We start from the raw sequence: 14,180 nt of genomic DNA on the forward strand, positions 1-14,180 counted from the left end.
TTACCTCCTGAATATTTTATGTCTCAGCACACCGTCTTTGGTCGTTATTTCAACCATGTAGAGGCCTTTCGCATAATTCATGAGGTCGATGCGGTGGCGATACTGTTTATCAAATACATCTCCTTTATATTCGTCCATGACTGCCCCTTCGGAGTTAAGAACCCTGATATAGAGTTCTCCAATGTCCTGATTGGCTGTCATTTCCAGATTGACGTAATCGTCAGCAGGATTGGGATAAATGACTACACCGATATACTGTCCTGAATTTTCATCACCAATGGATGTCGGATAAATATTGAGCTGTTTGGTGATTGTATCGCTTGTACAGCTATTGATAGCAATCAGTGTTACAGTGTATTTACCAGCTGCTTTATAGATATGTACCGGAGAATTGGCGGTGGAAGTTGATGCATCTCCAAAGTTCCATTGATAAGATGTGGCATTCTTTGACTTATTGACAAATGATGCTGAATGGCTGTTGATGTACACATCAAAATCAGCTTCAGGAGGCAAGGTGTTGGAGCTGATGGTAATCAGCTTGCTCTGCAGGCAGAGTTTGCTGTCTTTTACCCAAATTTCATAGGTTCCGGATTTAAGATTGCTGAAAGTACCTGATGCCTGATAGTTGACACCATCTTTCGAATAGGTGTAAGGTGCGGTACCACCTGCGCCACTTACCGTCAATGCACCGGTACCGTCATTCGGACAGTTTTCATTGGTGATGTTATCCACTTTAATGCTTAGTGGTGCGGAAGGTTCGCTGATGGTAACCTGCTGATCGGTCTGACAACCATTCTGGTCGATTACCGTAACCGTGTAAACTCCTTTCACCAGATTGATAAAGTTGGAATCGCTGCGGTAATGTACTTTATCCAGCGTGAATTTATACGGTTTGACACCACCTGAGGCATGGACTGTAAGTTTTCCACTGAAGTCGCCATAGCAGGCCACATCTGTCTTGTCGATGCTCTTGATGGTCAGTGCCTGTGCAGGCTCTGTGATGGTAAAGCTGACTGAATCAAGGCACAGGTTGGCATCTCTGATGTAGGCTTTGTAATTGCCTGCAGGGAGATTGTTGAAGTAACCACTGGCCTGGAAGGTAGTTCCGTTCAGGCTATACTGGTACAGTCCGGTTCCGCCTGTTCCTGTCAAAGATACACTTCCTGTTGAGCTACCCTTACAACTGACATTTGTTTTGGAAGCAACGGTTACATCGAGTGCAGCAATAGGCTCTGTAATGGTAACACCCTGGGATTCACTGCAGTTGTTGCCATCTTTGACGGAAACAATATAGTATCCTGCTTTCAGTCCGTTGAAGACATTGCCGGCCTGATAGGTCTTTCCGCCATCAGCAGAATACTGATAAGTACCGGTACCTCCTGTTGCTGTCAATGTAATGCTTCCGGTCATATCTCCCTTACATTTAACATTGACTTTCGATACGGTAATGACAATCGGGTCAGGCTCTGTAATGACAAAACTGCCGGTATCCATGCATCCTCTCTGGTCTTTTGCAAAGACACTGTATGACCCTTTGCCCAGCTTGACAAAATTACTGTCGTTCTGGTAAGTGGTTCCGTTCATTGAGAAGGAATAAGGACTGGTGCCTTTGTGTGCATGAACGGTGATTTTACCGTCATTAAGCCCGGCACAGGTAATGTTGTAGGCATCAATGTTAATATCAGGTTTCGGATAAATGGTTACCGGAATGGTAAGGCTGTCGGAACAACCATGATTGCTGGTGGCTACCAGTTTGACCTGATAGGTTCCGGCTGAAGCATACATTTTTGTTGCATGCATGGAAGTAGTGGTCGATCCGTCTCCGAAATACCATTTGTAAGTCAATACACCTGTATTGATGGAAGATGTATTGGTAAAGCTTGCCTGATTGCCATAACAAACATTGGCGGTTGTGAACGATACTGAAGGAGCATCGTAAACCGTTACTGATTTGGTAACGCTATCGGAACAGCCTTTATCAGAAACAGTAACCAGTTTTACCGTATAAGTGCCCGGAGCTGAATAGAGTTTGGTTGGATTAATGACAGTTGAACTTGAGCCATCGCCAAAATACCAGGTATGTGACATGGTACCGCTGCTGATGGTAGAGTTGTTGACAAAGCTGGCACTGTGTTTATCGCAGACATTGGCCGTACTAAAGGAAACTTTCGGCATGGCATATACAGTGATGGTTTTGGTTGAGCTGTCTTTACATCCGTAATTGGAAGTGGCTACCAGTTTTACATTGTAGCTATTGGCAACAGAATAGGTATGGTTCGGGCTCATAACAGTGGAAGTAGCGCCATCGCCAAAGTTCCATGCAAACGACATTGATCCGGAAGTAATGGTTGAATTATTATAGAAGCTGGCAGAACTGCCTTCGCAAATATTGTTAAAGGTAAAGGATACCACAGGCATCGGGTAAACGGTTACCTGACTTGAGATGGTGGATACACAACCTTTATCGGAAGTAACTGTCAGTGTAACAGTGTAAGTTCCGGCAGCTGCATAAAGGTGGGCAGGACTGGTTTGCGTGGAGGTGGTGTTGTCTCCGAAATTCCACAAATAACTCATGGTACCACTGCTGATGGTACTGCTGTTGGTAAAGCTGGTGCTGGTACCGTAACACACATTGCTGGCACTGAATCCGGCAACCGGCAACGGATAAACAGTTACCTGCTTGCTTAAAGTATCAATACAACCTTTGTCAGTGGTTGCCTGCAACACAACTGTAAAGGTACCACTGGCAGAATAGGTATGATAAGGACTTACATTATTGCTGCTGTTACCATCTCCAAATGTCCAGTAATAACTGTTGCTGCCACCCGATACGGATGAGGTGTTTTTGAATTCAATGGCCGTTCCCTGACAATCATTATTGGCGGTAAAGCTGACTGTCGGCATTGGATAAACGGTTACACTTGAATTATAAGTGGAAACACATCCTTTATCACTGGTAGCTTTCAGGCTTACGGAGTAAGTACCTGCCGAAGCATAGAGATAGCTCGGACTGGTGGAAGTTGAGGTATTGCCATCTCCAAATGTCCAGTAATAGCTCATCGTGCCGGAGCTGATTGTACTCGTATTGTTAAATGAAACATACTGTCCGTCACAGACATTATTGGCACTAAAGCCTGCAACCGGCACCGGATTGACATTCACAGTCTTGACCACACTTGCCACACAACCCTTATCGCTGGTGATGACCAGTTCAACGCTGTATGTTCCACTGGAGGCATAAGTATAGTTCGGGCTGACGTTGTTGGAAGTATTTCCATCTCCAAATTTCCAGAGATAACTCATTGATCCTGAAGAAATAGTTGAATTATTGGAGAAGCTTACAGCATTGCCGTTACATACATCATTGGCAGTAAATGAAGCAACCGGCATCGGATTCACAGTAACTGTCTGAGTTATACTGTCTTTGCAGCCGTTTGATGTACTGACCACCAGTTTGACGGTATATGTACCGGCTGATGCATATTTATATTTAAAGCTTGTTGCTGTGCTTGTGTTTCCATCACCCAGATACCACATATAATCCATGGTTCCTGAACTGATAGTGCTTGTATTGGTAAATACTGTTGAGTCACCTGAACAAACCGTTGTAGCGCTGAAGCCTGCATGTGGTGCAGGATAAACCACCACCTGTTTAATCAGACTGTCTTTACAGCCATTGTTGGTGGTTGCTATCAGTTTTACGTCAAATGTTCCTGAACCAGTATAGGTATGTGTCGGGCTGGTGTTGGCTGAAGTTGATCCATCACCAAAGTTCCAGCTATAGCTATTGGTACCGCTACTTACACCTGAATTATTGGTGAAGGAGACCTGATTACCTTCGCACACATTGGCAGCAGTGAAGCTGACCACCGGCATCGGATAGACTGTTACTGTCTTGCTGATGCTGTCTTTGCAGCCATTACCTGAGGTAACTACCAGTTTTACCGTATAAGTGCCTGCAGATGCATAGGTGTAAACCGGATCGGATGAGGTGCTGCTGTTGCCGTCTCCGAATGTCCAGACATAACTCATCGTGCCGCTGCTGATCGTGCTCGTGTTGGTGAAGCTGGTGGCTGTGCCTTTACAGACATCGCTGGCATTGAAGCCTGCCACAGGCTGCGGATACACTTCTACGGTCTTCACCAGACTGTCCACACATCCATTATTGGTAGTGGCTATCAGTTTTACACTGTATGTGCCACTGGCTGAATAGGTATAATTAGGACTGGTATTATTCGAGGTGTTGCCATCTCCGAAATTCCACAGATAGCTGTTACTACCGCTGCTTACACTTGAGCTATTGACAAAGTTCACAGCCTTGCCGTTGCAGACATTGGCGGCTGTGAAGCTGACCACCGGCATCGGATAGACCGTTACTGTCTTGCTGATGCTGTCTTTGCAGCCATTAGCTGAGGTAACTACCAGTTTTACCGTATAGGTGCCTGCAGATGCATAGGTGTAAACCGGATCGGATGAGGTACTGCTGTTGCCGTCTCCGAATGTCCAGACATAACTCATCGTGCCGCTGCTGATCGTGCTGGTATTGGTGAAGCTGGTGGCTGTGCCTTTACAGACATTGCCGGCATTGAAGCCTGCCACCGGCTGCGGATACACTTCTACGGTTTTCACCAGACTATCCACACATCCATTGTTGGTAGTGGCTATCAGTTTTACACTGTATGTGCCACTGGCTGAATAGGTATAATTAGGACTGGTATTATTCGAGGTATTGCCATCTCCGAAGTTCCACAGATAGCTGTTACTACCGCTGCTTACACTTGAGCTATTGACAAAGTTCACTGCCGTGCCGTTGCAGACATTGGCGGCTGTGAAGCTGACTACCGGCATCGGATAGACTGTTACCGTCTTGCTGATGCTGTCTTTGCAGCCATTATCTGAGGTAACTACCAGTTTTACCGTATAGCTGCCTGCAGATGCATAGGTGTAAACCGGATCGGATGAGGTGCTGCTGTTGCCGTCTCCGAATGTCCAGACATAACTCATTGTGCCGCTGCTGATCGTGCTGGTATTGGTAAAGCTGGTGGCTGTGCCTTTACAGACATTGCCGGCATTGAAGCCTGCCACCGGCACCGGATAGGCGGTTATTGTCGAAATGGCTGTATCTTTACAACCCTTGTCCGAAGTGGATATCAGGGTAACAGTATAAGTATTTGCAGTAGTATAGGTATGTAACGGATTGACCGAAGTTGATGAGGTATAATCTCCGAAGTCCCAGACATGGGTTAAGGTGCCGGAACTTACAGTTGAAGTATTGCTGAAGCTAATGGATTTTCCGGTACAGTTGTCGGTAGCACTGAAGGCAGATACTGGTTTTGGATAAATACTGATTGATTTGACCGTTGAATCCTTACATCCGAAGTTGCTTGTGGCTACAAGGGTAACATTGTAGCTGCCATCAGCATTGTAATAATGACTGGGTGATGCAGTCGTGCTGCTGCTTCCGTCTCCGAAATTCCAATTACTGGTAAACGTTCCGCTGGTGATATAGGTAATATTGTTAAAGCTTGCATTCTGGCCATAGCAAACGTCATTGAGGGTGAAGTTAACAATCGGATTCGGATATATGGTCACGTTATAGGTGAATACATCTGTACAGTTATTGTCAGTTATCACTGTTAAGGTTACCACATAAGTACCTGAAGACTGATAGAGATGTTTCGGGTGCTGAACTGTTGAAGAATCACCATCGCCAAAGCTCCAGATATAACTCATGGTTCCTGAAGAAAGGGTCGAAGTATTGGTAAACACAGTAGAATCGCCAAAGCAATTGTTATTGACAGTGAAGGAAGCTACCGGCAGCGGTGTAACCTTAACAACAGAAACTGCTGTGTCGCGGCAACTGTAATTGGAAGTAACTATTAACTGAACGGTATAATTACCTGCCGAATTATAAAGATGAACCGGGTTCTTAACTATAACTGCCCCACTGCCATCTCCCATGTTCCACAGATAAGAGGTAATGCTGCCACTGCTTACACTTGAAGAATTGTAGAAGTTAATGGCCTGATTGACACATCCTGCATCATGCGTAAATACAGCATCAGGTTTCGGATATACTGTCAATGTTTTGACAACTGTATCCTTACACCCTTTATCGGTTGTTTCAACCAGCATAACATTGTAATTGCCTGATACAGCGTATTTATGCTTCGGATGCTGGTCAGTTGAGTTATAGGTATCAGCAAAGTCCCAGTAATGAGTAGCAATGCTTCCTCCTGAAATGGTGCTGAGGTTGGTAAAGGCAAGGGTATCATCCAGACAGGCATTGGCTACACTGAAGTCAACACTGCTCTGCGGATGGACGGTAATCTGTTTTGTCAGTGAATCTGTACATCCATTGTTGGTGGTCGTAATCAGTTTAACATCATAAGTTCCTGCAGAAGCATAAACTTTACCTGTTGGATTTTGCAGGGTTGAGCTGCTACCATCTCCAAATGTCCATGCAAATCCGGTAACTGATCCTGATGAAACAGTCGAACCGTCTGTGAAATCAAAGCTGTTGCCTTTCAGACATTGCTTGTCGTTGTTGATGCTGAAGCTGACTGTTGTTTGCGGATCTACCGTAACTGAGCTGCTGGCAGAATCCAAACAGCCATTATTGGTGGTAACAATCAGTTTTACAGTGTAAGTGCCGGCTGAAGTATATACCTTGGTCGGATGCTGGGTGGTGGCATTGCTGCCATCTCCAAATGTCCAGTTCCAGTTGGTAATGCTACCGGAACTAACCGTTGAAATATCTGTAAAGCTGAAGCTATTGCCGCTCAGACATTGTTTATCGTCATTGATATTAAATCCGGCTGTTGATTGCGGATAAACAACAACATTCTTAATAACTGAATCAATACAACCTTTATCGGTAGTAACCATCAGTTTGACTGAATAGGTTCCGGCTGCAGAATAGCTATGTGTCGGGTTTTGAGATGATGATACATTTCCGTCTCCGAAACTCCATGACCATCCGGTTATACTTCCCGAACTGACTGTAGAATTATCTGTAAAGCTAAAGCTGTTGCCACTCAGGCATTGCTTGTCGTCATTAATGCTGAAGTCGGCAGCAGATTGCGGATAAACGGTAACGGATTTACTGACAGAATCCTGACATCCGTTGTCTGTTGTTACAATCAGTTTCACCGTATATGTTCCGGCAGAAGTATAGGAATGGGTTGGATTCTGAGTTGTTGAGGTTCCTCCGTCTCCGAAGTTCCAGTTCCAGGCAGAAATGCTACCTGAACTGACCGTTGAAAGATCAGCAAAGCTAAAGCTATTGCCACTCAGACACTGTTTATCGTTGTTGATACTGTAATCAGCCACAGATTGCGGGAATACAATCACTTGTTTGACTATGGTATCTTTACATCCGTTGTCAGTCGTTACAATCAGGGTAACGTCAAAGGTGTCAGGTACGGAATAGGTCTTTCCTGAAGGATTTTGTGCAGTTGATGTGGTTCCGTCACCAAAATTCCAATCGTATGATACAATAGAACCTGAACTGACTGTACTGGTATTTGTAAAGCTGAAGCTGTGACCACTGTAACATTGTTTGTCATCGTTAATGGTGAAGTCAGCCATTGGTTTGGGATAAACAGTAACTGTTTTTACAACGGTATCTTTACCACCAGTATTAGTGGTTACAATAAGCTGAACATCATAGGTTCCTGATGCAGAATATTGATGGGTCGGATGCTGAAGGGTTGATGTAGTTCCATCGTCAAAGTCCCAGTGATGTGAAACAAATGTTTGTCCCGGAGGTGCATAACTGGTATTGGTAAAGGTGGTTGTAAAGCCGTAACATTCGTTGGTATAGTTAAAGTTTGCACCCGGCTTCGGATAAATAATCAACTGATTGACCTGAGTATCTTTACAACCGTAGTCAGAGACAACAATCTGAGATACATAGAAGGTATCATAGGTCAGGTATTTATGTTTTGGATTTTGCAGGGTGCTGTTTGTTCCATCATCAAAATCATAATAGAACCCGACAATTGATCCACTTGTGATAGTTGAGGAGTCGGAGAACTGAACAGTATCGTCAATACTTGAATTCGGGGCATAGAAATCGGCTACCGGTTTCGGATAAACGGTAATGTTATTGGTTGTAGAGTCTTGACAACCATTGTTGGTTGTAACTATCAGTTTTATGGTGTAATTGCCCGGGTTGCTGTAAATGTGGCTTCCATTAGTGGATGAACTGGTGTTGCCATCTCCGAAATTCCAGAGGCTGGCGGTTATTGAACCACTTGAAACCGTACTGGTGTTGAATGTAGTTGCAGGATTTTCACGACAGGTATTTCCTGTAGTAAAAGATGCCACCGGCTGTACATCTACGGTAACTTGTTTGGTAATGCTGTCTTTACAGCCATTGTTCGTGGTAACTACCAGTTTTACATTATATGTTCCGGCTGTACTGTATGTCTTGGCAGGAGGATTCTGACTGGTGGAAGTCGTTCCGTCTCCAAAGGTCCAGTAATAGCTCGTAATCGTGCCTGATGACACTGATGAATTATCAGTATAGGTAAAGCTGTTGCCACTCAGACATTGCTTATTGTCATCTATGGTAAAGTCAGCTACAGGCTGAGGATCGACTGTTACCTGTTTCGTGATGCTGTCTTTACAGCCATTGTTCGTGGTTGCCACGAGCTTGACATTGTATGTGCCGGCTAAGCTGTAGCTGATTCCTGACGGATTCTGGCTGGTCGAAGTGTTCCCATTGCCAAAGGTCCAGCTCCAGCCACTGACACTGCCGCTTGATACGGTGCTGCCATCGGTAAAGCTGAAACTGTTTCCGCTCAGACATTGCTTGTCGTCAGCTATGCTGAAGTCGGCTACCGGCTGCGGATCGACTGTTACCTGTTTCGTGATGCTGTCTTTACAGCCGTTGTTCGTGGTAACTACCAATTTGACATTATATGTTCCGGCTGTGCTGTATGTCTTGGCAGGTGGATTCTGACTGGTGGAAGTCGTTCCGTCTCCAAAAGTCCAGTAATAGCTCGTAATGGTACCTGATGTTACTGAAGAGTTATCTGTATAGGTAAAGCTGTTGCCACTCAGACATTGTTTATTGTCATCTATGGTAAAGTCAGCTACAGGCTGCGGATCGACTGTTACCTGTTTCGTGATGCTGTCTTTACAGCCATTGTTCGTGGTTGCCACCAGTTTTACATTATAAGTACCGGCTAAGCTGTAGGTGATTCCTGACGGATTCTGGCTGGTCGAAGTGTTCCCATTGCCAAAGGTCCAGCTCCAGCCACTGACACTGCCACTCGATACGGTGCTGCCATCGGTAAAGCTGAAGCTGTTTCCGCTCAGACACTGCTTGTCGTCAGCTATGCTGAAGTCGGCTACCGGCTGCGGATCGACTGTTACCTGTTTCGTGATGCTGTCTTTACAGCCGTTGTTCGTGGTAACTACCAGTTTTACATTATATGTTCCGGCTGTACTGTATGTCTTGGCAGGAGGATTCTGACTGGTGGAAGTCGTTCCGTCTCCAAATGTCCAGTAATAGCTCGTAATCGTGCCTGATGACACTGATGAATTATCAGTATAGGTAAAGCTGTTGCCACTCAGACATTGTTTATTGTCATCTATGGTAAAGTCTGCTACCGGCTGCGGATCGACTGTTACCTGTTTCGTAATGCTGTCTTTACAGCCGTTGTTGGTCGTTGCTACCAACTTGACATTGTAAGTACCAGCTACACTATAGGTGATTCCTGACGGATTCTGGCTGGTCGATGTGTTCCCGTTGCCAAATGTCCAGCTCCAGCCACTGACACTGCCACTCGACACGGTGCTGCCATCGGTAAAGCTGAAACTGTTACCGCTCAGACATTGCTTGTCGTCAGCTATGCTGAAGTCGGCTACCGGCTGCGGATCGACTGTTACCTGTTTCGTGATGCTGTCTTTACAGCCATTGTTGGTCGTTGCCACCAGCTTGACATTGTATGTGCCGGCTGCACTATAGGTGATTCCTGATGGATTCTGGCTGGTCGAAGTATTCCCATTGCCAAAGGTCCAGCTCCAGCCACTGACACTGCCGCTCGATACGGTGCTGCCATCGGTAAAGCTGTAACTGTTACCGCTCAGACACTGCTTGTCGTCAGCTATGCTGAAGTCGGCTACCGGCTGCGGATCGACTGTTACCTGTTTCGTAATACTGTCTTTACAACCGTTGTTCGTGGTAACTACCAGTTTTACATCATAAGTACCGGCTAAGCTGTAGCTGATTCCTGATGGATTCTGGCTGGTCGAAGTGTTCCCATTGCCAAAAGTCCAGCTCCAGCTTGCAATGCTGCCACTCGACACGGTGCTGCCATCGGTAAAGCTGAAGCTGTTCCCGCTCAGACACTGCTTGTCATCAGCTATGCTAAAGCCGGCCACCGGATTCGGATTGGGAGCTATCGTAGCTGTTGCCGTATCATTGCTGGCATCCGGGTCATTTTGCCCGTTTGGCTTATAGCTGACAGCTACAATATTTTCATTTGATGTAAAGTTATGAATACCAATACTGAATGTAATACTACTATCGGTCGGTAAGGAGCCTGTCCAGTAATAAGTAGTCTTGGGCACACCGTTGACGCTCCACCTGATGCTATCCTTGGTCAGGTAATTGGCTCCGTTGTTTTTCAGGGTAACATATACAGCATAATTGCCCGGACAACCCGGAGTGGCAGTAACAGAGACCAGTTGTGCATCATTTTCACGGCCTTCATCGGCTCCGATATATGGAGCAGAGGTGCTTCTGGTGGCTCCGTCAATATCCGTTGTAACAAAAGAAGTTACCGGGGTACCAGCCTTCATGGTATCTGTTTTTACATGAAGATCGGTATTGCTGACAAAATACGGATTTTTGCTGATTGAATTCTGATCAAGGCCGGAGGCTGAATTCCATGTGGCCAGACTTGAATAGTTTGTGGAATTATAATATACCAGGTCGCTGCCTGTCGTACGAAGGTTATTGTAGTCAAACTGTGTTATGGTAGCTACAGAAGACATCGGGATATAAACTGCATATCCTCCTCCGCTGTTGTTGAAAATATTGTTTTTGAAATAAAGACCTGAAGTGGTGGCATACAGGTATAATGCGGAGCTGTTGTTGGCTCCGGTGGTAATGTTTACTGAATTGTAGTAATAATCTGTATAATGCGAATTGTAGGAATAAATCCCATAATGAGTATATGAAGTACTGCTATTAGTGATTGAAACAAAGTTGTTGGCTACAAGGTTACGGTTGGCTGCGGTATTGTTGTCTCCGTTAAAGTAATAGAGATAAATTCCATAAGCAGTGTTAAGTCCCTGAAGCTGAATTTTATTGTTCTGTATCTGGGTCTTGGTGGTTCCGTTGACATAATAAACACTGGAGAAATAAATACCGTATTTGAAATTGGATGAATTGATATCAATGATATTGTTGTTGAACTTATTCCCGTAATAGCAGTTGATAGCATATATACCATAAGAAGCTACATTGATGGAATTGTAACTTACATCAGAAGTATAGGCTATCTGATTGATATTAATACCGTAAAAACCTACAACTGGTGAAGATATGGTATTATTGGTGATGGAAATACCTCTTTGCTGATTGACATTAATACCCTGATAGGTAAAGTTTTTAATGGTATTGTAATCAATCTTGTTCCCATAAACGACCGGATAACTATATCCATTCATCACCACACCGTTATAGCCATTTTCAATGGTATTGTATTGAACCTCATCATATTGGCAATAGTTTCCTGAACCGGTTCCGACAAAAGAAACCACATCAGAATTGTTTCCATTCACGCTGGTCGAACTGCTAATAATATGGTTATATTTTATTTTGACATAATTGGCTGAGTTGGTGGCGTAAATAACCCTGTTATACGTATTGGAAGTATTGCGGATGGTCAGGTACTGGAAGGTAATGTAATCGGTACCATTGAGGCTGATTACATAGTTGGTGGATGAAGTAGAGTTGCCGTATGTCAATATAACCTTTGAAGTATCATTATCTTCCGACTTGAAAGTAATGGTATTGACAGCTGAAGCACCCGGAATCTGTCCGAGTTCAAACTGCTCGTTATAAGTTCCGGCTCTGACATTAAAGGTTACCGGCCCGCGCACACCGCAGTTATTAAGGAAAAATGCAGCATCGGAGAAGGTGGCAAAATTGGGGGAAGTACCACCAATGGTATAATTACCGGACAATGCGGCACAAATGTAGCCTGTGGCTGTATCATTGGCGGGTTTGTTGTCTGTCGTGGCATTTGGTTCACTGGTGTTGGCCACAATGGTATAGAGAATACCATCTGAAACACTCACATTTCCAAGACTTTGCGTTGCGGTTTGTCCGCTTGTCAGTGAGCCGCCCCATGCTTGCTGGCTCTGAGCCGTACCATTGACTTTCCAATTGACTTTTGCACTGGTCAAGGTATTCAGACCATAGTTTTTAATGGTTGCTGAAATGCTCTTGGTACCAGGGGCATATGGCGGTGTAGGACCTGTAATGGCATACACGCCTGCATCATTGTTGACAGGCACTGTACCTGAAATATTAATATCATCAAAGATAACTGCTTCATTACCTAACTGATAACGTGATTTATAGGAAAATTTAAGTTGCGTGGTACCTGATACCGATTGCCCTGCATTCCGTAATACATCACTGATACTTGCAGAAGCATTTTTCCATGTCATATCGCCAGCACGATTGGCACTGATATCATATAATAAAACCCATGGTGTAGAAGGATCATTATTTCCTCTTACCCAAACTCCATCTTCAGCAGAATATTGGCGATACATCTGATACATGTACCAGAAAGAAATATCCAGGTCAGTAGCTCCAACATAGTTGCTGAGATTCAGGGTAAGAATCAGATTACCAACTGCCCAGCTATTGAAAACAGCATTATCGATCAATGCAGCATAAGCGCCTCCGGTCGTGTGATTATAAACCGAACCTGCATTCATTTGCAGACGCGACTGATCAGTGGGTGCAGGAACTGATTCAAACTGCCATTCTTCCAATCCACTTCCATTGAGCGGCCTTGTTGAAGCGGTGTAGGTATATGGTGTTGTGGCGGTTTCAAAATCTTCACTATACGGCAAGGTAAGCGGCAACATATTGACCATTCGGCTTCCTGTCGGATTTTGATCTGTTGTCGGATACAAAGAACCATTGACAGAAATACTGTTTGCTTTTATTTTGGCATCTACTGTATTAAACCAGACTGCATTCGAAGTAATGTCATAGGTGATCCAGAGATATGTTGTTGAATTGCCCGGTAAATCATAATTAATAGAATTCCATTTCACTGAGCCTCCGGAAAGTACTTTTCCCGTACCAACAGGAACGGCTGTTGAGAAGGTTGGCGTTGTGGTCCGGAACAACCTGACCGTGTCAATATCGCTGTTTGAAGTATTGACGGCAGTAACCTCCAGTGAATCAAGATAGAGGTTGCTGGTGGTTCCATTTACAACAAAGTCAAGCCTTAATACAGGATAATAGTTGGAATCCCTGTAAACATCATCTGTCGAGGGCTGAACATATTCAATACGGCTGAGCACCTTATCATTGGTTATTTTTCTGAAGCCTGCAGGAGCAGTAACGGTATTTATTCTGGCCGTATCATCAACGATAACCGTATCACATTCAGCATCAATGGTGTCGCCTATATTGGCTCCGCTCTTTACGTCATAAGCAAGCCAGAAATAGTTGGTACCTGCCTGGAGTTCCTGTGTTCCGGTAATGATAAACCGGCCATTGGGTGCACTGACCGTACTGCCAAACTGATTGGCAATGCTGAAATTATTACTGGTTCCTGTATAGTACAATCTTGCATTTTGAATGTTGGTGGTGGGTGAATTGGTTCCGTTGGTGGTGAAAGAGAATTTGCTGGCAGAAATAGCACTATCCTCTCCGCTTGTAACAACCTGAATACCAAGAATCTGGTTGTAGGAAGAACCCGGAGTCACATTGCTGGTAACACTTTGCGTGGTCGTGGAAGACACATATTTCATGGCCGGCCTGATTTCATCGGCACCAATAGTAGGTGTGGAAGTACTGCGGCTGTGTCCGTCAATATCTGTATTGACATAAGTAACCGGGGTTCCTGCATTGAGCTGGGTGTTCCATGTATGCAGGTCATTTGCACTCCAGAACGATGGATTGTAGTTTT

At 44.6% G+C, this 14,180-nt stretch carries 1 protein-coding gene (running past one end of the window); it reads right to left on the reverse strand.

Features of this window, described 5'->3' with window-relative positions:
• A protein-coding gene (locus tag GX437_04320; GenBank protein ID NLJ06881.1) for a PKD domain-containing protein crosses the window boundary here: on the reverse strand, window positions 1-14,180 show its 3' portion. The gene runs 14,038 nt beyond the window's last position; 14,180 of the gene's 28,218 nt are visible here — the last part of the coding sequence; its start codon lies off the right edge, out of view; its stop codon occupies window positions 1-3.

This window comes from Sphingobacteriales bacterium, from assembly GCA_012517435.1.
GTDB lineage: Bacteria > Bacteroidota > Bacteroidia > CAILMK01 > JAAYUY01 > JAAYUY01.